Origin of the sequence: Enterobacter cloacae complex sp. SHL022, from assembly GCF_049237785.1 — a bacterium.
Taxonomy (GTDB): Bacteria; Pseudomonadota; Gammaproteobacteria; order Enterobacterales; family Enterobacteriaceae; genus Enterobacter; species Enterobacter hormaechei_C.
Map to the genome: position 1 here is coordinate 86,859 of NZ_JBMKJH010000001.1, position 22,913 is coordinate 109,771.

A 22,913-nucleotide genomic window follows, 5' to 3' on the forward strand; every position below is an offset into this window, starting at 1 on the left:
TGACTGGCCTTCGCCAGTTGTGTAATCCCCTGTTGGGGCCTGTACAGCGCAGGAGTTTTTTTTGCTACTGTCAGGTTCTTTTTTACTTCTTGCTATCACCGACTTCATTATTACTGACCGCTCGTACGGCGGTCTTGCGTCGATTCTTTACACCGCTCCCCTGTCAGAGAGATGCGTTGGATATCTTACGTGAGGGCTATATGAAAATAGTTCTCATCAACTTGTTTAATGCTGCAAAATATAAGGCCGGAAAGTACCAAATGGTGCCAACTCTCGCCAATACATTTTGCAAATTTGTTAAGCATTTCTCTTTTACGATGGCTGGCATAACTAAGGCGCCAACCCTGGCTTACGCCGAAATCAACAAAAAGAGATATAATTCATACAGATAAGAAATTTTGTTGCTCCAAACGCGACGACATGGCTTAGTTGAACGACTTTTCACGATAATTTAACAATTGATTATTATTTAGCACATTCGTCTGAGTCAGCATCGAAATTACTAATATCATTTCGGTTATCTGTCAGCAAGCCCCAGAGTATCATGTGAGTAAAATAACAGAGGGTTTGAGGGATTTATGCGCGGCAAGGGGAAATGAAAATAAACAACCTCTTGAAAAACAACAAAAGAGAGTTATTAGTAGAACTTATTATGACTGGCGCCTATTTCAACTTTATTTATATGATTTGCAGATAATCACGTAAAAAAAACGGAGCCGCTGGCTCCGCTCTTTCAAATGAAAGTCAGTGTACTAACCCGGGGAAAATACTTTTTATACCGGTAACGATAAATTCGATGCCCAACGCCATTAACAACAGACCCATGATACGGGTAATCACGTTGATGCCCGTTTGTCCCAGCAAGCGAACCAGCCATGGCGCCATACGAAATACGCCCCAGCAGCACAGCGCGAACAGCGCAATGGCGACGGAAAAGCCAATCAGGTGCATCAGGCTGTGGTAGCGCGTTCCCCAGACAATGGTGGAACTGATCGCCCCCGGGCCCGCCATCAGCGGCAGTGCCAGTGGCACAACCCCAATGCTCTCGCGGATAGCTGTCTCTGATTTTTCCTGTTTGTTCTGTTTATCCTCCCCCAGCTTGCCGCTGATCATCGACATGGCAATCGTCACCACCAGGATCCCGCCTGCTATACGGAACGAATCAATCGAGATGCCGAAGACCTGAAGAATGGCGTCCCCGAGATAAAGAGACGTAAGTAGGATGATCGCCACCGACAGGTTTGCCGTCAGGTTGGTTTTATTTCGTGCCGCAGCCGTCTGATAGCTGGTCATACTGATGAAGACAGGGATGATCCCTACCGGGTTAACCAGAGCAAACAAGCCGATAAAAAACTTGAAATATGTAGGGAAATCAAAGAGCGTTTGAATCACATTAAGCTCCGCAATTGAGCATGTCCAGGGAGAAACTGCGTGTCATGATAAATCCGCGCTGAAGATACGCTTTTTAGCCGCACACTTCACCAGAAATCTGTTCTTAAACGTTATCAATTCATGATGTTAAACATTTGTGTAATCAATGATATTGCCGCTTCCAATAGTTACTTAATTATTTAACAGTAGAATAATTAGCACAAAATAACCCTGCTGAAAGGTATCAGCTTAGGACAAAATTGATCTTGATCATAATTTTCGTACTCAGAAGTGAGTAATCTTGGTTACGCCGCCAGGGAGATCACCTATCAAAAAGGTATGATGCTAAGGTAAGGCTCTTTTAGTAAATTAGTGAGCTGGAGCAGTGAGTAATCCTTTGTTTTACTGTGTGTTACGCAAGTGGGATCGGCTCTGACTATACTGTCAGACGTATCGAGCGCTGGTTTACTAAAAGAGTTTAAACATTATCAGGAGAGCATTATGGCTGTTACCAATATCGCTGAACTGAACGCCCTCGTCGAGCGCGTAAAAAAAGCCCAGCGTGAATATGCCAATTTCACCCAAGAACAGGTTGATAAAATCTTCCGCGCGGCCGCTCTGGCTGCTGCTGATGCTCGAATCCCTCTCGCTAAAATGGCCGTTGCCGAATCCGGCATGGGTATCGTTGAAGATAAAGTGATCAAAAACCACTTTGCTTCAGAGTATATCTACAACGCCTATAAAGATGAGAAAACCTGCGGTGTGCTGTCAGAAGACGATACTTTCGGCACCATCACCATCGCAGAACCGATCGGCATCATTTGCGGTATCGTTCCAACCACTAACCCAACCTCTACCGCCATCTTCAAATCTCTCATCAGTCTGAAGACTCGTAACGCAATCATTTTCTCTCCGCATCCACGTGCGAAGGACGCCACCAACAAAGCAGCAGATATCGTGCTTCAGGCAGCCATTGCTGCGGGTGCGCCAAAAGATCTGATCGGCTGGATCGACCAACCTTCTGTTGAACTGTCCAACGCTCTGATGCATCACCCGGACATTAACCTGATTCTGGCGACCGGTGGTCCTGGTATGGTTAAAGCAGCATACAGCTCCGGTAAACCCGCCATCGGCGTAGGCGCAGGTAATACCCCTGTTGTGATCGACGAAACGGCAGATATCAAGCGTGCAGTTGCTTCTGTGCTGATGTCTAAAACCTTCGATAACGGCGTTATCTGTGCATCTGAACAGTCTGTTGTCGTGGTTGATTCGGTATACGACGCCGTTCGTGAACGTTTCGCCAGCCACGGCGGCTACCTGTTGCAAGGTAAAGAACTGAAAGCCGTTCAGGACGTGATCCTGAAAAATGGCGCGCTGAACGCAGCTATCGTAGGTCAGCCAGCGTATAAAATTGCTGAACTCGCTGGCTTTAGCGTCCCTGCTACCACCAAGATTCTGATTGGTGAAGTGAAAGTCGTTGATGAAAGTGAGCCGTTTGCTCACGAGAAACTCTCCCCAACGCTGGCAATGTACCGTGCGAAAGATTTTGATGACGCGGTAGAAAAAGCAGAGAAACTGGTGGCAATGGGCGGTATCGGCCACACCTCTTGCCTGTACACCGATCAGGATAACCAGCCTGAGCGTGTTGCTTACTTCGGTCAGAAGATGAAGACGGCACGTATCCTGATCAACACCCCTGCTTCTCAGGGTGGTATCGGTGATCTGTACAACTTCAAACTCGCACCTTCCCTGACTCTGGGTTGTGGTTCCTGGGGTGGTAACTCCATCTCTGAAAACGTTGGTCCAAAACACCTGATCAACAAGAAAACCGTTGCTAAGCGAGCTGAAAACATGTTGTGGCACAAACTTCCGAAATCTATCTACTTCCGCCGCGGCTCTCTGCCAATCGCGCTGGATGAAGTGATTACTGATGGCCACAAACGTGCGCTCATCGTGACTGACCGTTTCCTGTTCAACAATGGCTATGCAGACCAGATCACCTCTGTTCTGAAAGCGGCTGGCGTGGAAACTGAAGTCTTCTTTGAAGTTGAAGCTGACCCAACCCTGAGCGTTGTACGTAAAGGCGCTGAACTGGCGAACTCCTTCAAACCTGATGTGATCATCGCACTGGGTGGCGGTTCCCCAATGGACGCTGCGAAAATTATGTGGGTGATGTACGAGCATCCGGAAACTCACTTCGAAGAACTGGCGCTGCGCTTTATGGATATCCGTAAACGTATCTACAAGTTCCCGAAAATGGGCGTGAAAGCGAAAATGATCGCCGTCACCACCACTTCCGGTACTGGTTCAGAAGTGACGCCATTTGCCGTTGTGACTGATGACGCAACCGGTCAGAAATACCCGCTGGCTGACTACGCACTGACGCCAGATATGGCTATCGTTGACGCCAACCTGGTCATGGAAATGCCGAAATCACTGTGTGCGTTCGGTGGTCTGGATGCGGTAACTCACGCTCTGGAAGCTTACGTTTCCGTACTGGCTTCTGAGTTCTCTGACGGTCAGGCTTTGCAGGCGCTGAAACTTCTGAAAGAAAACCTGCCAGCTTCTTACAACGAAGGTTCGAAAAACCCTGTTGCGCGTGAACGTGTACACAGTGCGGCAACAATCGCGGGCATCGCGTTTGCTAACGCCTTCCTGGGTGTCTGTCACTCTATGGCGCACAAGCTGGGTTCACAGTTCCACATTCCTCACGGTCTGGCGAACGCCCTGTTGATCAGCAACGTTATCCGTTATAACGCCAACGATAACCCAACCAAGCAAACTGCATTCAGCCAGTATGACCGTCCACAGGCGCGCCGTCGTTATGCTGAAATCGCAGATCACCTGGGTCTGAGCGCACCGGGCGACCGTACTGCCGCGAAGATCGAAAAACTGCTGGCATGGCTGGAAAGTCTGAAGGCGGAACTGGGTATTCCTAAATCTATCCGCGAAGCAGGCGTTCAGGAAGCTGACTTCCTCGCTCACGTAGATAAGCTGTCTGAAGATGCATTCGATGACCAGTGTACTGGTGCTAACCCGCGCTACCCACTGATTTCCGAACTGAAACAGATCCTGCTGGATACTTATTACGGTCGTAACTTCACTGAAAGCGATGTCGCAGCCGTAAAAGTTGAAATCCCCGCAGTTGTAAAGGCTGACAAGAAAGCGAAGAAAAACGCTTAGTTGACAGTGTGATAAAAAACCCGCCAGCGGCGGGTTTTTTTATATCTGAGGATCGGTAAAACATTCATGTTATTTTCGATTGTCGCCCTGTAACGCCGTCAGCGAGCCTACAGCCAGCGCCTCTTTATAATGCTTGCGGCAGACCGAGACATAACGTTCATTGCCTCCTATCACCACCTGCTCGCCATCAGCATAGGGTTTACCCGACTGGTCCAGGCGAAGAACCATACTTGCCTTGCGGCCACAAAAGCAGATTGTTTTCAGCTCAACCAGCTTATCCGACCAGGCGAGCAGATACTGGCTGCCGGCAAATAACTCCCCACGAAAATCGGTACGTAATCCATAGCAAAGAACGGGAATATCCAGCTCATCAACGACCTCTGAAAGCGCATGGACCTGCTCACGGGTCAGAAACTGGCTTTCATCTACCAGCACGCAATGGACAGGCTTAGAGGCATGCTCGGCACGAATGTCCTCCAGCAGGTCCGTTTCAGGGTTAAACAGCCTTGCAGGCGATGAAAGCCCTATTCTTGAGCTTACCTTCCCTGCCCCAAAGCGATCGTCGATTTCGGCGGTATAAACAACGGTACGCATCCCCCGCTCCTGATAATTGTATGAGGATTGCAGTAACGCCGTCGATTTCCCTGCATTCATTGCCGAATAGTAGAAATAAAGTTGTGCCATTGGCCGAAGAACCCTAATCAATGTGAAATATTCCCGATGGATCATTGTACCATATTTTGTACCGTCAGCTGCGGCGAGCAGCACACTCCAACCTGCCATGCACCGGTAAATCCTTCGCGAGTAGCGCAAAATAATGCGTTAAAACAGGCAGTAAAGGCATTAAACACTGACAATAAGGTGAGACCGCAACCAGAGATAACACTTCTTTTTATAGTGTCTTCTTCGTTCATTAAAATTCACTATTTATTAACTATTCCTGGCTTCGCTGCGTTTACACGGGGTAATACAAAAGGCTGATATTTATCAACCGCAACTATAATTCCTGAGGTAAAAGTCACAAAACAAACATGCAAATGACGCGCTTTTGCCGTTTGAAACGATATCTCGCAGCCCCAACAAACAATGAAATTTAAGTTAGCGTAATTAATAATAGCGTCGTTTATTTTGTATTTTTTGAATTCCTTACATTCCCACCTATTGCACAAGTGAAATTAAGGCTCTATTATTAGGACAACAAACCCACCCCCATTATAAGTTTGAGATTACTACAATGAGCGAAGCACTTAAAATTCTGAACAACATCCGTACTCTTCGTGCGCAGGCAAGAGAATGTACCCTTGAGACGCTTGAAGAAATGCTCGAAAAATTAGAAGTTGTAGTTAACGAACGTCGTGAAGAAGAAAGCGCAGCTGCGGCTGAAATCGAAGAACGTACACGTAAACTGCAACAGTATCGCGAAATGCTGATTGCCGATGGTATCGATCCAAACGAATTGCTGAACAGCATGGCTGCGGCTAAAACCGGTACCAAAGCAAAACGCGCGGCACGTCCTGCTAAATATAGCTACATCGATGAGAACGGCGAAGAGAAAACTTGGACTGGCCAGGGCCGTACTCCTGCTGTAATCAAGAAAGCAATGGACGAACAAGGTAAACAACTGGATGACTTCCTGATCAAGGATTAATCTGGAAAGATTCTGAAAAATCCCGCTTAATGCGGGATTTTTTATGCCTGTAATATCCGCCCGAACATCTCCTTACATTCTGTCATATTGTGAGGCTCCGTATTTAACGTCCTTGACAATCCCCCGTCATTTACAGAGTGACAGGCATAAAAAAACCGGTGGGCGACGCCACACCGGTCTTGTTCACAGGCTGGTGAGTTTATTACTTAATACCCACGCTACCTTTGAGCCAGGCTTTAAATTCTTCACCCAGGCTGTTATGGCGAATACCATATTCGACGAATGCCTGCATATAACCGAGCTTATTCCCGCAGTCATGGCTCTTACCTTTCATATGGTAGGCTTCCACGGTCTCTTTCTCGATCAGCATATCGATAGCATCCGTCAGCTGGATTTCATCGCCCGCACCCGGAGGCGTTTTCGCCAGCAGCGCCCAAATTTCAGCGCTCAGTACGTAACGACCAACGACAGCAAGGTTAGACGGCGCGACGTCCGCTTTAGGTTTTTCAACAACGCCAACCATCGGTACGCTTTCGCCAGGTTGCAGGTCAACGCCTTTGCAGTCAACCACGCCGTAAGCGGTCACGTCGTCGACTGGCTCAACCATAATCTGGCTGCTGCCGGTTTCGTCGAAGCGTTTAATCATTTCCGCCAGGTTTTCCTGGGAAAGATCGGACTCGTACTCATCAAGGATCACATCAGGCAGAATAACCGCGACCGGCTCATCACCCACTACAGGATGTGCGCACAATACTGCATGCCCCAGGCCCTTCGCCAGGCCCTGACGAACCTGCATAATGGTAACGTGTGGAGGACAAATAGACTGCACTTCCTCCAGCAGCTGGCGCTTAACGCGTTTTTCCAGCATTGCTTCGAGTTCGAAACTGGTATCGAAATGGTTTTCGATAGAGTTTTTAGATGAATGCGTCACCAGCACAATTTCGGTGATACCTGCTGCAATACATTCATTCACGACATACTGGATTAATGGCTTATCAACCAGAGGCAGCATCTCTTTTGGGATTGCCTTCGTCGCTGGCAACATCCTGGTACCCAATCCCGCCACCGGGATAACGGCCTTTCTGACTTTCGAATTAAGGGCAGCCATTGAAATTCTCCTGAACTGTTCAAGTTTTGAACTTTTATGCATTGAATAACGCGTTGAGTATACAGTCTCAGCCACTAATACGGGTCTGAAAAGAACGCGTTGCCGATCAATTAAGACAAATACGCATGAAACTTGCAGCGATAGTAGCACTGCCAGCAAAAACACAGGTAAAGCAATCTGAAAAATAAAATCTGACTGCTTACTCCGTGGACAACATTAAGCGTAACCGCCCTCCGGCACCCCAAATTTGGCACTGCCAGGAGGTGCAGCGATGGCTAATTTGATTAAGGTAAGTATTTCCCAGCGTACCCAACGGCACGCCGTTACTCACCTGAATATGGTGTTCGCCAGTATTCAGTGTGGCATTTAATCCCGCAGACACCAGAATAAGGTTATTCAACCCGCTGTGATAATAGCCAACCAGAAGCGGGAACTGCCCCGGTAAATTGGCCTGGCGAAAAAGTTGGTTGACCTGTTTTAGTAAACTGCCTAGCTCAGGAAGTCGTTGCCCCTGATGGGATAATTGTTCCTGTAGCAATCCATTAAACAGCGCCCGGAGTAATAAGGCCGCCAGAACGCCGTTATCTCCCGCTCGGGTAACATCCAGGCAATAAAAAGCGAGGTCGGAATCCGAGAGCGGCGCAATATCCAGCACCAGTCCAGGCTGGTCAGCCGCTACCAGCTGGCGATAATTTACTCTGCAATGAGAGATATTTTGCTGCACCGGCGGCTGAAGTTCCTGAAGCAGCTTCGCGGCCGCGAGAGGATTACTGACTAAAGCATCCCAGTCCTGGAAAAGACGTTCTTCTTCTTCCACCCGGGAATTAAACATATTGGGATACAGGCAGGCCAACACCGTTTCACGCAGACGGTTCAAATCTTTAACCGGTTTGAGCAGAATATCCTGCACACCTAAACGCAACGCCTTAGCAATATCCGCCATATTTTCGGTGGCCGAGATCACCAGTATCGGTGTCTGATAACCTTCATTACGCAGGTTTTCTACCAGCATTAATCCGTCCATGCGCGGCATCTCAAGATCGCAGATCATCAGATCCGGCGCCATGCTGGCCATTTTTTCCAGTGCCTCGACGCCATCTTCGGCAAGGGACGTGGTTGCACCCAGTGAGGATAACCACGAATCCAGTAGCGATCGGAAAACGGGCTCGTCTTCTACTATCAAAATATGTTTTCCGGCCAATGGCTGTGTCATGGTTCCTCCCCTGGCTGACAGTTACTCAATAGTGGCATGCTATTGGTACTATCGCCTGTCAGATTTTGCTGAAGTAATCAAAAAAGTGCTCAACGTGCTGTACGCACAAAAGGCAACAGTTCATCTATTTTCTTTTCGACGGCTAACGAGCCCGCTGCTATGGCGGCCTCAGCCCGGTGGAAATCAAGGGTAGAGATTTGTGGACAATAGGGTTGAATAAGAATATCCGGAGGATCGCCAGCCATACGGTTTCGCTTCAGGCGATTCTCAAGAATTTGAATAGAGGTCGTCATGATTTCAATGGCGTTCGGTGCGGTCACCGCGCGACGGGCAGCCAGGCGCCCTATTCTGCCGCGTAATCGAGCATGCCAGGCAAGTTTCTCTTCTTCCGCATCATCGCTCTGAAGATTAACCGGCATCAAATCTTGCTGCATGAGGTGAGCATCGTGCTGTAAATCCACGGCAATGACGATATCCGCCCCCATGGCGCGGGTCAGAGAGATGGGTACAGGATTCACTACGCCCCCATCAACGAGCCAGTAGCCGTTGTGAGGCACAGGCGCCATTAACCCAGGCATACTACAGGATGCACGAACGGCGAGATGAATATCCCCTTCGGTGAGCCATAACTCCCTGCCCGTACTGAGGTTGGTTGCAACGGCCCCGAAAGGCATTTGGCAGTGGCTGAAGTCAGCGAGGGGCATTATCTTGCGAAACTGATTGAACACGCGTTCGCCGCGCAGCAGGCCGCCACGCTGCCAGGAGAGATCCATCAGGCGCAGCACATCCCAGTAACTGAAGGAGCGCACCCAGCTTTCAAGCTCCGGGAGCTTACCGCAGGCGTACGCAGATCCGACCAGCGACCCGATAGAACATCCTGCGACAATATCAACGTCAATCCCCATCTGGTTTAAGGTATTGATAACGCCAATATGTGACCAACCCCGGGCTGCACCTGAGCCCAACGCCAGTCCAATTTTTACCTTTCTCATTAGCCCTGTTTTACTTCCCCTGGATTCCCGACATAGCGTCAACGCACCTGCTCAGTTAACATATTGCTACCTTAAGCGTTTAACGCCTTATTTTTTGTTCCAGGAAGAGAATCGTGTCTCAACTCTGCCCCTGTGGTAGCGCTCTGGAGTATAGCCTATGTTGCCAGCGATATCTTTCTGGCGAGCAGGTTGCACCAGAGCCGTCACACCTTATGCGCTCGCGGTATACTGCTTTTGTGATCAAAAACGCAGACTACCTGATTAAAACCTGGCATCCGTCCTGCCATGCTGCCGATTTTCGCCAAGAGATTGAAGCCGGATTTGCCAACACCGTCTGGCTGGGCCTCACCGTCTTTGAAGCCGCTCCCGGCCGCGATGCCAACGAGGGCTATGTCAGTTTTGTCGCCCGCTTTAGCGAACAAAACAAACCCGGCGCCATCATTGAACGCTCACGGTTCTTAAAGGACAGCGGGCAATGGTATTATATTGACGGCACACGTCCGCAATTCGGTCGTAACGATCCCTGCCCCTGTGGTTCAGGAAAAAAATTTAAAAAGTGTTGCGGCAGTAATGCCTGACAACTCAGACTTCGCAAATACATAAACAGGATTTCCCGGCGATGCAATCATTACAACGTAAAGTTCTGCGCACTATCTGTCCCGATCAAAAAGGGCTGATCGCACGAATTACCAACATTTGCTACAAGCATGAACTGAATATCGTGCAGAACAACGAGTTCGTTGACCACCGTACCGGTCGCTTCTTTATGCGTACCGAACTGGAAGGCATTTTCAACGACACAACCCTGCTTGCCGATCTGGACAGCGCCCTGCCGGAAGGCTCGGTGCGCGAGCTGAACCCGGCGGGCCGTCGCCGTATTGTCATTCTGGTCACCAAAGAGGCGCACTGCCTGGGCGATCTGCTGATGAAAGCCAACTACGGTGGCCTGGACGTCGAAATTGCCGCCGTCATTGGCAACCACGAGACGCTGCGTACGCTGGTAGAACGTTTCGACATTCCGTTTGAGCTGGTCAGTCACGAAGGCCATACCCGTGAAGAGCACGACAACCTGATGGCTGCTGCGATTGAAGCGCATAACCCGGACTACGTGGTGCTGGCGAAATATATGCGCGTGCTGACGCCATCCTTCGTGGCGCGCTTCCCGAACAAGATTATCAACATCCACCACTCCTTCCTGCCAGCCTTTATTGGCGCGCGTCCGTATCACCAGGCATACGAGCGTGGGGTGAAGATCATTGGCGCAACCGCGCACTACGTGAATGATAATCTGGATGAAGGCCCAATCATCATGCAGGACGTGATTCACGTGGATCACACCTACACGGCAGAAGATATGATGCGTGCTGGCCGTGACGTTGAGAAGAACGTACTAAGCCGTGCGCTGTATCAGGTACTTGCCCAGCGCGTCTTTGTGTACGGCAACAGAACGATTATTCTTTAATCCCTCGGAAAATGAATTGATTAGCTTTACGCCTTTGCGGATAAAAAGCAGGCAAACAGCTTCATTTTCCTAAAGGAATGCTTTACAGGGGCGTCTCATTTGATATGATGCGCCCCGCTTCCAACAGGAAGCAGGCCAGTTAAAAGCATTACCCCGTGGTGGGGTTCCCGAGCGGCCAAAGGGAGCAGACTGTAAATCTGCCGTCATCGACTTCGAAGGTTCGAATCCTTCCCCCACCACCATCTCCAGCTTTACCTCAAAATATGAATTACCCCTGGTGGGGTTCCCGAGCGGCCAAAGGGAGCAGACTGTAAATCTGCCGTCATCGACTTCGAAGGTTCGAATCCTTCCCCCACCACCATCACTTCCAGATGCTACAGCACTCTCTCAAAGCACAATGCCCCATGGTTCTTCAGTGCGGGGAAGGATGAGAAGCTTCGACCAAGGTTCGATTCGAGCGTAGCGAGAAAGCGTTGCCGCAGGCAACGACCCGAAGGGCGAAGCGCGAAGCGCTGAGTAATCCTTCCCCCACCACCATCACTTCTAGATGCTACAGCACTCTCTCAAAGCACAATGCCCCATGGTTCTCCCATGCGGGGAAGGATAAGAAGCTTCGACCAGGGTTCGATTCGAGCATAGTGAATTCTGTAGGCCGGGTAAGGCGCAGCCGCCACCCGGCATCCGCACGAAACCCTGGATCGGGGACAAAAAAAACCCCGCATATGCGGGGTTGTATTAATACAGCGAATCAGCGACGGGCACGCACAACCTGATATTTGCGCGTCAGGTACTCCACCGGCGCACTCCAGATGTGCACCAGGCGAGAGAACGGGAACAGCACAAACAGGGTCATACCCAACACCAGGTGAACGCGGAAGATGAACGCCACGCCGTCCAGATGCTCAGAGGCGCCCCCGCGGAAGGTCACGACAGACTGCGCCCATCCCACCAGCTTCATCATCTCGCTGCCGTCCATATGCTGCGCAGAGAATGGAATGGTCAGCAGACCCAGCGCACACTGCACCATCAGCAGGGAGAGTATAAGGATGTCCGCTCCGGTCGTGGTAGCCCGCACGCGTGGGCTGAACAGACGGCGTTTCAGCAGCAACAGACCACCCACCAGGGTCATCACGCCGCAGGCGCCACCGGCGAGCATCGCCATCTTCTGCTTCACGTCAATCGGCAGCCACGCTTCGTACATCCAGTGCGGGGTCAGCATCCCCAGGAAGTGACCGGCGAAAATCCCCAAAATCCCGATGTGGAACAGGTTTGACGCCAGGTTCATCCCTTTACGATCCAGCATCTGGCTGGAGGCAGCACGCCAGGTGTACTGGCCATAGTCATAACGCAGCCAGCTTCCCACCAGGAATACGGTGCCCGCGATATACGGGTAAATGTCAAAGAAGAACATATTCAGGAAGTGCATTAGTGCTGTCCTCCGTTAGAGATATTCAAATATTGCGGAGCCACCGCTCCGGCAAAACGACGCTGATGCGCGGAGATTTCAGATTCGCCACAGCTCTGGTCAGCAAAGAATTTCACCTGCTCTTCTTCCCAGACGGCATCCAGTGCTTGTGGGGTATCGTCCCGGGCTTCATCCGCGATTTTTTCCGCCACTTTTTGACTGTCAACCGAGGCGTTAGCCAGTTTCACCAGCAGATCAAACAGGACTGCATAGCTGCTCTCACGTTGCTGGAGACGCGCGCCGAGCAACGCCAGAATGGGAGCAATATCCTGCAACCCGCCCAGCGCTTCCTCTTTCGGCAACTGCGCCAGATATTCCAGATACAGCGGCAGGTGATCCGGCAGCTCGCGGCTGTCGAGTTGCAAACCGTGCTGCTCGTACTGGGCCATCAGATCCACCATCGCCTGACCACGGTCGCGGGATTCACCGTGAACGTGTTCGAACAACAGCAGAGACGTGGCACGACCCCGGTCAAACAGCTGGCTGTAGTCCGCCTGCGCATCAAGAAGATCGCGCGCCAGCAGATCGCGGAGGAAAACGCCCAGCTTCTGGGCATCCTCTTTATCCAGGTTTTCAGATGACGCGAGTGCATCAAAGAGTTCCTGTTGATGCTGCACAAGCGCAGCATCAGGGTACTCGAGCAGACGCGAAACAATGACGAGTTCAATCATTGGTGCGGCTCCGTTTTGCTGGTCACATCCATCGCGTCGATGCGGCGGCTGTTGAACAGGTTGAATTTGCTGTCTGACCCGTGGCAACCGTCGCCAAAGGTAAAGCCACACCCACTTTTCTCCGGGAAGGCCTCGCGAGCCAGTTCACGGTGGCTGCTCGGCACCACGAAACGATCTTCGTAGTTAGCGATTGCCAGATAGCGGTACATCTCCTGCGCCTGCGCTTCGGTCAGACCAACCTCTTCCAGCGCGCGGGTATCGTTCACGCCGTCAACGGTTTCCGCACGTTTGAAGTGACGCATCGCCAGCATACGTTTCAGCGCCAGCAGTACCGGCTGGGTATCCCCGGCGGTGAGCAGGTTGGCCAGATACTGAACCGGGATACGCAGGCTTTCCACGTCCGGCAGAATGCCGTTGCTGCCCAGTTCACCCGCATCCGCCGCAGACTGAATCGGAGACAGCGGCGGCACGTACCAGACCATCGGCAGCGTGCGGTATTCCGGGTGCAGCGGCAGGGCCAGCTTCCAGTCCATCGCCATTTTGTACACCGGAGACTGCTGTGCGGCGTCAATCACGCTCTGCGGAATACCGTCTTTAAGCGCCTGCTCAATAACCTTCGGATCGTTTGGATCGAGGAAGACATCCAGTTGACGCTGATACAGATCTTTCTCGTTCTCGGTGCTTGCGGCATTTTCAATCGCGTCCGCGTCGTACAGCAGCACGCCGAGGTAGCGGATACGACCTACGCAGCTCTCTGAGCAGACAGTCGGCATACCGGCTTCGATACGCGGGTAGCAGAAGATGCACTTCTCAGACTTACCGCTCTTCCAGTTGAAGTAGATTTTTTTGTACGGGCAGCCGGTGATGCACATACGCCAGCCGCGGCACTTGTCCTGGTCGATCAGCACAATGCCATCTTCTTCACGCTTGTAGATGGCGCCGCTTGGGCAGGTCGCCACGCACGCCGGGTTAAGGCAGTGTTCGCACAGGCGCGGCAGGTACATCATGAAGGTGTTTTCGAACTGGCCGTACATCGCCTTCTGCATGTTCTCGAAGTTCTGGTCTTTGGCGCGTTTTTCGAACTCGCCGCCCAGAATCTCTTCCCAGTTTGGACCGCTGGTAATTTTGTCCATGCGCTGGCCGGTGATCAGCGAGCGAGGACGGGCGATCGGCTGGTGTTTGCTTTCCGGCGCGTTGTGCAGGTTCTGGTAGTCGTAATCAAATGGCTCGTAGTAATCATCGATGCCCGGCAGATGCGGGTTAGCGAAGATTTTACCCAGCAGCATGGCACGGTTACCCATGCGCGGTTGCAGTTTGCCGTTGATTTTACGGATCCAGCCCCCCTTCCATTTCTCCTGGTTTTCCCAGTCGGTCGGGAAGCCGGTGCCCGGCTTACTTTCCACGTTGTTGAACCAGGCGTACTCCATACCTTCACGGCTGGTCCAGACGTTTTTACAGGTGACTGAGCAGGTATGACAGCCGATGCATTTATCCAGATTCAGCACCATGCCGACTTGTGAACGAATTTTCATTTTACGCTCTCCTGTACCTGGTCATTACCTTCGCCATCTAACCAGTTAATATTCTTCATCTTACGTACCACCACGAACTCATCGCGGTTCGATCCTACGGTACCGTAGTAGTTAAAGCCGTAGGCCAGCTGGGCATAACCACCGATCATGTGGGTCGGCTTCGGCGTAATACGGGTCACGGAGTTGTGAATACCGCCGCGCTGTTCGGTGATCTCAGACCCCGGCAGGTTAACGATACGTTCCTGCGCGTGGTACATCATGGTCATCCCGGCCGGTACGCGCTGGCTCACCACCGCACGTGCCGTCAGGGCACCGTTGCTGTTGAACACTTCAATCCAGTCGTTATCTTCGATACCCAGATCTTTGGCGTCCGCTTCGCTCATCCAGACGATTGGCCCCCCGCGCGACAGGGTCAGCATCAGCAGGTTGTCGCTATAGGTGGAGTGGATACCCCACTTCTGGTGCGGCGTCAGGAAGTTCAGCGCCTTCTCAGGGTTACCGTTTGATTTCGCACCCATCACCGCTTTCACGGAGCGGGTATCGATTGGCGGACGGTACACAAGCAAGCTTTCACCGAAGTCACGCATCCACTGGTGGTCCTGATACAGAGACTGACGGCCAGAAAGCGTGCGCCATGGGATCAACTCGTGAACGTTGGTGTATCCGGCGTTATAGGACACATGTTCATCTTCGAGGCCAGACCAGGTCGGGCTGGAGATAATCTTGCGCGGCTGGGCCTGAATATCGCGGAAGCGGATTTTCTCTTCCTCTTTATTCTTCGCCAGGTGCGTATGGTCACGACCGGTAAACTCGCTCAGGGCCGCCCAGGCTTTCACCGCCACGTGGCCGTTGGTTTCCGGGGCCAGGGTCAGGATCATTTCCGCCGCATCAATCGCCGTGTTCAGCATCGGCTGGCCTTTCGCCGGGCCGTCCGCTTTGGTGTAATTGAGCTTGCGCAGCAGGTCCATTTCACTCTGGGTGTTCCAGGCGATCCCTTTCCCGCCGTTACCGATTTTTTCCATCAGCGGGCCGATAGAGGTAAAGCGCTCGTACGTTGCCGGGTAATCACGTTCAACCGGAATAATGTGCGGCGCGGTTACGCCTGGGATCAGGTCGCACTCGCCTTTTTTCCAGTCCTTCACGTCCAGCGGTTGCGCCAGTTCGGCAGCGGAGTCGTGCTGGATTGGCAGCGTCACCACGTCGGTCTCTTTGCCCAGGTGCCCTACACAGACTTCGGAGAATTTCTTCGCGATGTCTTTGTAGATTTCCCAGTCGCTTTTTGATTCCCATGCCGGGTCAACGGCCGCAGACAGCGGATGAATAAACGGATGCATATCCGACGTATTCATGTCGTCTTTTTCGTACCAGGTGGCGGTAGGCAGCACGATATCGGAGTACAGGCAGGTACTGGACAGACGGAAGTCCAGCGTTACCACCAGATCCAGCTTGCCGTCCAGACCGTTGTCTTTCCATTCAACTTCTTCTGGCTTCACGCCGCCCTGCTTGCCGAGATCTTTACCCTGAATACCGTTTTCGGTACCGAGCAGGTATTTCAGCATGTATTCATGGCCTTTACCGGACGAACCCAGCAGGTTAGAGCGCCAGATGAACAGGTTACGCGGATGGTTTTTACCGTTCTCCGGCTGTTCTGCCGCGAAGCGGATTGAGCCGTCTTTGAGGGATTTAACGGTGTAGTCAACCGGTGACATGCCCGCTTTCTTCGCCGCTTCCGCAATGCGCAGCGGGTTCGTGCCCAGCTGCGGCGCAGACGGCAGCCAGCCCATACGCTCAGCGCGCACGTTGAAGTCAATCAGGTGGCCGCTGTAGCGGGATTTATCCGCCATCGGCGACAGCAGTTCCTGGGCGGTAACCGTCTCGTAGCGCCACTGGCTGGAGTGGTTATAGAAGTAGGAGGTGCTGTTCATGTGACGGGCCGGACGCTGCCAGTCAAGGGCAAACGCCAGCGGCTGCCAGCCGGTCTGCGGACGCAGTTTTTCCTGGCCCACGTAGTGCGCCCAGCCGCCGCCGCTCTGCCCGACGCAGCCGCAGAAGATCAGCATGTTGATCAGGCCGCGATAGTTCATATCGAGGTGATACCAGTGGTTCAGACCGGCACCGACGATGATCATGGAGCGACCGTGGGTTTTGTCGGCGTTTTCCGCAAATTCACGCGCGATACGGGTGATCTGCGCGCGTGGCACGCCGGTGATCTGCTCCGCCCAGGCCGGGGTATAAGCCTTCACGTCATCATAGCTGGTCGCGCAGTTTTCATCGTTCAGGCCGCGCTCCAGGCCGTAGTTCGCCATGGTCAGATCGTAGACGGTAGTGACCAGAGCAGTAGAACCGTCCGCCAGTTGCAGGCGCTTAACCGGCAGTTTGTGCATCAGAACGTTTTGCAGCTCAACCTTGTTGAAGTGCTCGGAACCTTCATTACCAAAGTACGGGAAGCCGACATCGGCGATCTCATCCTGGCTGCCCAGCATGCTGAGACGAAGTTCCGTCTCTTCACCCGTGGTGCCGTTACGCTGCTCCAGGTTCCATTTGCCTTTTTCGCCCCAGCGGAAGCCGATAGAGCCGTTTGGCGCCACCAGCTCGCCGTTGCTGTTGCAGGCGACCGTTTTCCACTCCGGGTTGTTTTCCTGACCCAGCGCGTCCACCAGATCAGCGGCACGCAGCATACGGCCTGCGGCGTAATAGCCGTCACGCTCTTCGAGCATCACCAGCATTGGCATGTCGGTGTAGCGACGCACGTAATCGGTGAAATACTGGCTTGGCTTGTCGAGGTGGAATTCACGCAACATTACGTGGCCCATCGCCAGCGCCATGGCGGCATCGGTACCCTGTTTCGGCGCCAGCCACAGGTCGCACAGCTTGGCGATTTCGGCGTAGTCCGGGGTCACGGCAACGGTTTTGGTCCCTTTGTAACGTACTTCGGTAAAGAAGTGCGCATCCGGGGTACGGGTCTGCGGAACGTTAGAGCCCCAGGCGATGATGTAGCTGGAGTTGTACCAGTCAGCGGACTCCGGCACGTCGGTCTGCTCGCCCCAGGTCTGTGGCGACGCTGGCGGCAGGTCGCAGTACCAGTCGTAGAAGCTCAGGCAGGTTCCGCCGATGAGTGACAGGTAGCGCGCGCCGGAGGCGTAAGAGACCATCGACATCGCCGGGATTGGCGAGAAGCCTGCCACACGGTCAGGACCGTAAGTTTTCACGGTGTAGACGTTGGAAGCCGCAATCAGCTCGTTCACCTCTTTCCAGGAAGAGCGAACGAAACCACCGCGACCACGCGCCTGCTTGAAGCTTTTCGCTTTGTCGGCATCTTCAATGATGGAGGCCCAGGCATCAACCGGATCGCTGTGCTGCACTTTCGCTTCACGCCACATTTTCATCAGGCGTTTACGCATCAGCGGGTATTTCAGTCGGTTTGCGCTGTAGAGATACCAGGAGTAGCTGGCCCCACGCGGGCAGCCACGCGGCTCGTGGTTCGGCATATCCGGACGGGTACGCGGATAATCGGTCTGCTGCATTTCCCAGGTCACCAGACCGTTTTTAACGAAAATCTTCCAGCTACATGAGCCAGTGCAGTTTACGCCGTGGGTAGAACGGACAACTTTGTCATGCTGCCAGCGTTGACGGTAACCGTCTTCCCAGTCCCGGTTGGTATCCAGAACCTGGCCGTGCCCATCGGCAAAAGTTTCACCCTTCTGTTTGAAGTAGCGAAACCGGTCCAAAAATTTGCTCATCGGGTATCTCCTGTGTGGAGCCTGTGGCTCTCTAAATCGACATTGCTGATTTGCAGCGAAGGTAACGCTATGAAAGATGGTGAGAATTGATAACGATCAAGACGAAGGGGGACTCTGAGGGGGGGTATTAGATCAAATACCACCAAAGCGGTAGTCGTTAATATTTCTTAACCTTGTGATTTATATAGATATATTTTATATATCGTACAATAAGCGAGGCAAAATTTAACATCTTAGGTATTAAGGGGTAGAAACACCTGTAAAGCGATGGCGATCACAGCGTTACCTGCGGGTGACCACGGGTAACGCCATTAGTATGTTGTAACTATTCAGCGATTAAAAAAAGCGCGGCACTCAGGCCGCGCAAACGGATAATCAAGCTTACTTGTTTTTCTTGGTATTACGGCCATATACCAGCCAGGTGATGACCACGCAGGCGATATAGAAGACGAGGAATACTTTCATCGCACCCGCCGGTGAGCCGGTCAGATCCAGTGAGATACCGAACGCTTTTGGAATAAAGAAGCCGCCAATCGCGCCTATCGCAGAGATAAACCCAAGCGCCGCAGCGGTATCGGTGGCGGCTTCACGCATTGCCTGCTCGTCGCTCCCACCCTGCGCTTTCACGCGGTCCATGGTCAGCTTGCGGAAGATGACAGAGATCATCTGGAAAGTAGACGCACTGCCCAGCCCGGCGGTCAGGAACAGCACCATGAAGACGCCGAAGAAGGCAAAGAAGTTACCCCCCTCACCACCCGCAGGCAGCGTCAGGAACAGCAGCGCACAGAAGATGGCCATTACAACAAAGTTCACCAGCGTAACGCGCGTCCCGCCCAGACGGTCGGAGATCATCCCGCCCAGCGAACGTGCCAGCGCGCCGATAAACGGACCGAAGAAGGCAAACTGAAGGATCTGCACGTCCGGGAACTGGGTTTTAGACAGCATGGCAAAGCCTGCGGAGAAACCGATGAACGAGCCGAAGGTCGCCAGATACAGCAGCGCCATCACCCACAGGTGGCCACGCTTCAGAACCGGCAGCTGCTCGCTCAATGACGCTTTGGACGCGGACAGATCGTTCATGAAGAACCACGCCGCCAGGGTAAAGACCACCAGGAACGGTACCCAAATCCAGGAGGCGTTTTGCAGGAACAGCACGGAACCGTCGGGCTGCGTCACACCGCCGCCGCCAAAGGCCGCAAAGATGGAGACAGAGATCGCCAGCGGGGCAATCAGCTGCATCACGCTCACGCCCATGTTACCCAGGCCGCCGTTAATGCCCAGCGCGCCACCCTGCTTCGCTTTCGGGAAGAAGAAGCTGATGTTTGCCATACTGGACGCAAAGTTCGCCCCCGCAAAACCGCACAGCAGAGAGATAATCACGAACACGCTAAACGGTGTGGAGGTATCCTGCACCGCAAAACCGAGCCACACGCACGGTATGATCATGATCCCGGTACTGAAAGCCGTCCAGCGACGACCACCAAAGACCGGCACCATAAACGCATAAGGAACGCGCAGCAGTGCGCCTGAAAGCGACGGCAACGCGGTCAACATAAACAGCTGGTCGGTGGTAAAGGTAAAGCCCACTTTTGGCAGGTTAACCGCAACCGCACTGAACAACATCCAGACGCAAAACGCCAGTAACAGACATGGAACGGAAATCCACAGATTACGACTTGCTACACGGTGGCCGCGCTGTTGCCAGAACGCCGGATCCTCTGGACGCCAGTCTGTAATAACGGCACCAGTTTCCCTTTCGGGAGCGGAAGAGTGACTCATAGACACCTCTGATTCTCGAATGATGCTGCAAACATTAGGGCTTTAGAGCGGCGGTAAGTTGATATAAATCAAAGGAAAAGTGGGAGGTTTTGCGGCAAAAAAAAAGCCATCACTCTTAATGAGTAGATGCAAAACGTAAAAAAGGTGTGGTTTTTCACGGTGCTGAGGCATCCCTGCTTCGTCCACCCACTAACCGTTACCTCTCTGGCAATTTAGAGGTAATCCTTTATTGGTATGGGTATACTCCAGGGTATGCACCAGAATAGCGCCATTCCTGCAATCAGGTCACGTCAGGAGCCCGGCAACTCTATGTTAAAAAGATGTTTATCTCCGCTGACGCTGGTTAACCAGCTGGCGCTTATTGTTCTGCTGTCCACCGCTATCGGTGTGACCGGCATGGCTATTTCTGGCTGGCTGGTACAGGGTGTACAGGGTAACGCGCATGCCATCAACGAGGCAGGCTCGCTACGTATGCAGAGTTACCGGCTACTGGCGTCGGTGCCGCTGACGCAGGCTGACCAACCGCTTATCGACGAAATGGAGCGTACCGCATTCAGCCCTGAACTGGAAAGAGCCGCCATCCGTGACGGTCAGCAATCTCAGCTTAAGGCGCTTCAGGGCTACTGGCATACCCAGCTGGAGCCCGGCTTAAAGCGGGCGGAAGACCGGGAAACGGTCGCCCAGGATGTCGCCGGGTTTGTGTCACGCATCGATCATCTTGTCTCCTCATTCGATCGCACCACAGAGTTACGCATTGACCGTGTGGTGATGGTTCACCGCGCAATGGCGCTGTTTATGGGTTTGCTGCTGATTTTCACGGTTATCTGGCTGCGCGCGCGGTTGCTTAACCCCTGGAAACAGCTCCTGGCGATGGCCCGCGCCGTCACACAGCGCGATTTTACCCAGCGCACGCACATCAGCGGGCGCAACGAAATGGCGATGCTTGGCGAGGCGCTCAATACCATGTCGGCAGAGCTATCAGAGAGCTACGCGGTACTGGAACAACGCGTCCAGGAGAAAACCGCCGGGCTTGAGCAAAAAAACGAGATCCTCTCTTTCCTCTGGCAGGCGAACCGTCGCCTGCATATGCAGGTACCGCTTTGCGAACGTCTCTCGCCAGTACTGAACGGCCTGCAAAACCTGACTCTGCTCCGCGATCTTGAGCTTCGGGTTTACGACGTTGAAGATGAGGAAAACCATCAGGAATTTACCTGTCAGTCGGACATCTCCTGCGACGATAAAGGGTGTCATCTGTGCCCGCGCGGCTTGCCGCCGCTTACCACCAGCGGCACGACCCTCAAGTGGCGGCTGATGGACAGCCATACCCAGTACGGTATTTTGCTGGCCACCCTGCCCGCCGGACGTCACCTGAGCCACGACCAGCAGCAGCTGGTCGATACGCTTGTTGAGCAGCTCACGGCCACGCTGGCGCTCGACCGCCACCAGGAGAAACAGCAGCAGCTGATCGTGATGGAGGAGCGTGCCACCATCGCCCGCGAGCTGCACGACTCCATCGCCCAGTCCCTCTCCTGCATGAAGATGCAGGTGAGCTGCCTGCAAATGCAGGACGAAGGCATGCCCGAGAGCAGCAAACAGCTGCTCAGCCAGATCCGCAACGAGCTTAACACCTCGTGGGTTCAGCTTCGCGAGCTGCTGACCACCTTCCGTTTGCAGCTCACCGAGCCGGGGCTGCGCCCTGCGCTGGAGTCCAGCTGTCAGGAGTTTAGTGCCCGGCTGGGCTTCCCGGTGAAGCTGGATTACCAGCTGCCACCGCGTTTTGTCCCCTCTCACCAGGCGATCCATTTGCTGCAAATTGCCCGTGAAGCCCTGAGCAACGTGCTCAAGCATGCCGAGGCGACGGCCGTTACGGTCACCGTCAGCTGCCAGGATAATCAGGTGAAGCTCAGGGTTCAGGATAACGGCCGCGGCGTGCCGGAAAATGCCGAACGAACGAACCATTATGGTTTAATTATCATGCGAGACCGCGCGCAAAGCCTGCGCGGTGATTGCCAGGTTCGCCGGGGAGAGTCAGGTGGCACCGAAGTAGTGGTCACCTTTATACCCGAAAAGCCCCTCATAACTGCTCAAGGAGAAAACCATGACTAATCAGGAACCGGCATCTATCCTGTTGATTGACGATCATCCGATGCTGCGCACTGGCGTTAAACAGCTTGTCAGCATGGCGCCAGATATCACCGTCGTCGGGGAAGCCAGCAACGGCGAACAGGGTATTGAACTTGCCGAATCGCTCGATCCTGATTTGATCTTGCTCGATCTCAACATGCCGGGCATGAATGGCCTGGAAACCCTCGACAAGCTGCGGGAGAAATCCCTCTCTGGCCGGGTGGTGGTCTTCAGCGTCTCAAACCATGAAGAAGACGTGGTCACCGCCCTCAAGCGAGGGGCAGACGGCTATCTGCTGAAAGATATGGAGCCGGAAGATCTGCTCAAGGCGCTGCAACAGGCTGCCGCAGGCGAGATGGTGCTGAGTGAAGCGTTAACGCCGGTACTGGCCGCCAGCCTGCGTGCTAACCGCGCCACGTCTGATCGCGACGTCAGCCAGTTGACCCCGCGCGAGCGTGACATTCTGAAGCTGATTGCCCAGGGGCTGCCGAACAAAATGATCGCCCGCCGTCTGGACATCACCGAGAGCACGGTCAAAGTGCATGTCAAACACATGCTGAAAAAAATGAAGTTAAAATCCCGCGTCGAAGCCGCCGTCTGGGTGCATCAGGAGCGCATTTTTTAA

At 53.1% G+C, this 22,913-nt stretch carries 16 protein-coding genes, 2 tRNA genes and 1 other RNA gene; 9 read left to right on the top strand and 10 right to left on the bottom strand.

Features of this window, described 5'->3' with window-relative positions; genetic code table 11:
- Nucleotides 1-744 precede the first annotated feature (744 nt).
- Nucleotides 745-1,392, bottom strand: coding sequence for a YchE family NAAT transporter (locus ACOTZD_RS00445; RefSeq protein ID WP_017384236.1), 648 nt, complete (start codon nt 1,390-1,392; stop codon nt 745-747).
- Nucleotides 1,393-1,872: 480 nt separating this feature from the next.
- Here ACOTZD_RS00445 and adhE point away from each other — a divergent pair, with 480 nt between their 5' ends.
- Nucleotides 1,873-4,554 carry a bifunctional acetaldehyde-CoA/alcohol dehydrogenase gene (gene adhE / locus ACOTZD_RS00450; protein ID WP_003856730.1) on the top strand — a complete coding sequence of 894 codons (2,682 nt, stop codon included), beginning with the start codon at nt 1,873-1,875 and terminating at the stop codon, nt 4,552-4,554.
- A 69-nt stretch (nt 4,555-4,623) separates the two neighbouring features.
- On the opposite strand, the gene tdk is transcribed toward adhE, so the two are convergent.
- On the bottom strand, nt 4,624-5,238 hold the full coding sequence (tdk, locus tag ACOTZD_RS00455) for a thymidine kinase (protein WP_003856726.1): 615 nt from the start codon (nt 5,236-5,238) through the stop codon (nt 4,624-4,626).
- 550 nt (nt 5,239-5,788) lie between these two features.
- Between tdk and hns the strand changes: the two genes are divergently transcribed.
- Nucleotides 5,789-6,202: a histone-like nucleoid-structuring protein H-NS gene (gene hns, locus ACOTZD_RS00460; RefSeq protein ID WP_003856724.1), complete on the top strand. Its 414-nt coding sequence runs from the start codon at nt 5,789-5,791 to the stop codon at nt 6,200-6,202.
- Between the two features lie 202 nt (nt 6,203-6,404).
- On the opposite strand, the gene galU is transcribed toward hns, so the two are convergent.
- The 3 genes from galU to rssA form a co-directional block, all read right to left on the bottom strand.
- Nucleotides 6,405-7,310, bottom strand: coding sequence for a UTP--glucose-1-phosphate uridylyltransferase GalU (gene galU / locus ACOTZD_RS00465; protein WP_003856723.1), 906 nt, complete (start codon nt 7,308-7,310; stop codon nt 6,405-6,407).
- A gap of 199 nt (nt 7,311-7,509) precedes the next feature.
- Nucleotides 7,510-8,523: a two-component system response regulator RssB gene (gene rssB, locus ACOTZD_RS00470; protein ID WP_003856721.1), complete on the bottom strand. Its 1,014-nt coding sequence runs from the start codon at nt 8,521-8,523 to the stop codon at nt 7,510-7,512.
- Nucleotides 8,524-8,612: 89 nt separating this feature from the next.
- The gene (rssA, locus tag ACOTZD_RS00475; RefSeq protein WP_045351007.1) at nt 8,613-9,515 is read right to left on the bottom strand and encodes a patatin-like phospholipase RssA; all 903 of its coding nucleotides are present in this window, start codon (nt 9,513-9,515) and stop codon (nt 8,613-8,615) included.
- Between the two features lie 113 nt (nt 9,516-9,628).
- On the opposite strand from rssA, the gene ACOTZD_RS00480 reads away from it, so the two are divergent.
- From ACOTZD_RS00480 to ACOTZD_RS00500, 5 genes are all read left to right on the top strand, one after another.
- Entirely contained in the window at nt 9,629-10,093 is a 465-nt protein-coding gene (locus ACOTZD_RS00480) for a YchJ family protein (protein WP_026094296.1), read from the top strand.
- Between the two features lie 41 nt (nt 10,094-10,134).
- Entirely contained in the window at nt 10,135-10,977 is an 843-nt protein-coding gene (gene purU, locus ACOTZD_RS00485) for a formyltetrahydrofolate deformylase (protein WP_003856715.1), read from the top strand.
- A 157-nt stretch (nt 10,978-11,134) separates the two neighbouring features.
- A tRNA-Tyr gene (locus ACOTZD_RS00490) sits at nt 11,135-11,219 on the top strand.
- Nucleotides 11,220-11,253: 34 nt separating this feature from the next.
- Nucleotides 11,254-11,338 (top strand) — tRNA-Tyr (locus ACOTZD_RS00495).
- Nucleotides 11,339-11,383: 45 nt separating this feature from the next.
- Nucleotides 11,384-11,514: non-coding RNA, RtT sRNA (locus ACOTZD_RS00500), on the top strand.
- 211 nt (nt 11,515-11,725) lie between these two features.
- Here the strand turns inward: ACOTZD_RS00500 and narI are convergent.
- The 5 genes from narI to ACOTZD_RS00525 form a co-directional block, all read right to left on the bottom strand.
- Nucleotides 11,726-12,403 carry a respiratory nitrate reductase subunit gamma gene (gene narI, locus ACOTZD_RS00505; protein WP_003856712.1) on the bottom strand — a complete coding sequence of 226 codons (678 nt, stop codon included), beginning with the start codon at nt 12,401-12,403 and terminating at the stop codon, nt 11,726-11,728.
- On the bottom strand, nt 12,403-13,113 hold the full coding sequence (gene narJ, locus ACOTZD_RS00510) for a nitrate reductase molybdenum cofactor assembly chaperone (protein ID WP_022651366.1): 711 nt from the start codon (nt 13,111-13,113) through the stop codon (nt 12,403-12,405). The genes narI and narJ overlap by 1 nt, the downstream gene beginning before the upstream one ends.
- The gene (narH, locus tag ACOTZD_RS00515; RefSeq protein ID WP_017384243.1) at nt 13,110-14,645 is read right to left on the bottom strand and encodes a nitrate reductase subunit beta; all 1,536 of its coding nucleotides are present in this window, start codon (nt 14,643-14,645) and stop codon (nt 13,110-13,112) included. Before narH ends, narJ begins: the two co-directional genes overlap by 4 nt.
- A complete protein-coding gene (locus ACOTZD_RS00520; protein WP_022651367.1) occupies nt 14,642-18,385 on the bottom strand; it encodes a nitrate reductase subunit alpha in 3,744 nt (1,247 codons plus the stop codon). The genes narH and ACOTZD_RS00520 overlap by 4 nt, the downstream gene beginning before the upstream one ends.
- Nucleotides 18,386-18,766: 381 nt before the next feature.
- On the bottom strand, nt 18,767-20,164 hold the full coding sequence (locus ACOTZD_RS00525) for a NarK family nitrate/nitrite MFS transporter (protein WP_003856705.1): 1,398 nt from the start codon (nt 20,162-20,164) through the stop codon (nt 18,767-18,769).
- A 309-nt stretch (nt 20,165-20,473) separates the two neighbouring features.
- Here ACOTZD_RS00525 and narX point away from each other — a divergent pair, with 309 nt between their 5' ends.
- Together narX and narL are read left to right on the top strand one after the other, a co-directional pair.
- Complete coding sequence (narX, locus tag ACOTZD_RS00530) at nt 20,474-22,270, top strand: nitrate/nitrite two-component system sensor histidine kinase NarX (RefSeq protein WP_003856703.1); 1,797 nt, start codon at nt 20,474-20,476, stop codon at nt 22,268-22,270.
- Complete coding sequence (gene narL, locus ACOTZD_RS00535) at nt 22,263-22,913, top strand: two-component system response regulator NarL (protein WP_003856701.1); 651 nt, start codon at nt 22,263-22,265, stop codon at nt 22,911-22,913. The genes narX and narL overlap by 8 nt, the downstream gene beginning before the upstream one ends.

Excerpts from the sequence above, each read along its gene's own strand:
- narL (WP_003856701.1), top strand. The coding sequence starts at position 22,263 with ATGACTAATCAGGAACCGGCATCTATCCTGTTGATTGACGATCATCCG.
- galU (WP_003856723.1), bottom strand. The coding sequence starts at position 7,310 with ATGGCTGCCCTTAATTCGAAAGTCAGAAAGGCCGTTATCCCGGTGGCG.
- tdk (WP_003856726.1), bottom strand. The coding sequence starts at position 5,238 with ATGGCACAACTTTATTTCTACTATTCGGCAATGAATGCAGGGAAATCG.
- purU (WP_003856715.1), top strand. The coding sequence starts at position 10,135 with ATGCAATCATTACAACGTAAAGTTCTGCGCACTATCTGTCCCGATCAA.
- hns (WP_003856724.1), top strand. The coding sequence starts at position 5,789 with ATGAGCGAAGCACTTAAAATTCTGAACAACATCCGTACTCTTCGTGCG.
- narH (WP_017384243.1), bottom strand. The coding sequence starts at position 14,645 with ATGAAAATTCGTTCACAAGTCGGCATGGTGCTGAATCTGGATAAATGC.
- adhE (WP_003856730.1), top strand. The coding sequence starts at position 1,873 with ATGGCTGTTACCAATATCGCTGAACTGAACGCCCTCGTCGAGCGCGTA.
- rssB (WP_003856721.1), bottom strand. The coding sequence starts at position 8,523 with ATGACACAGCCATTGGCCGGAAAACATATTTTGATAGTAGAAGACGAG.
- narJ (WP_022651366.1), bottom strand. The coding sequence starts at position 13,113 with ATGATTGAACTCGTCATTGTTTCGCGTCTGCTCGAGTACCCTGATGCT.
- rssA (WP_045351007.1), bottom strand. The coding sequence starts at position 9,515 with ATGAGAAAGGTAAAAATTGGACTGGCGTTGGGCTCAGGTGCAGCCCGG.
- narX (WP_003856703.1), top strand. The coding sequence starts at position 20,474 with ATGTTAAAAAGATGTTTATCTCCGCTGACGCTGGTTAACCAGCTGGCG.
- ACOTZD_RS00525 (WP_003856705.1), bottom strand. The coding sequence starts at position 20,164 with ATGAGTCACTCTTCCGCTCCCGAAAGGGAAACTGGTGCCGTTATTACA.
- ACOTZD_RS00520 (WP_022651367.1), bottom strand. The coding sequence starts at position 18,385 with ATGAGCAAATTTTTGGACCGGTTTCGCTACTTCAAACAGAAGGGTGAA.
- narI (WP_003856712.1), bottom strand. The coding sequence starts at position 12,403 with ATGCACTTCCTGAATATGTTCTTCTTTGACATTTACCCGTATATCGCG.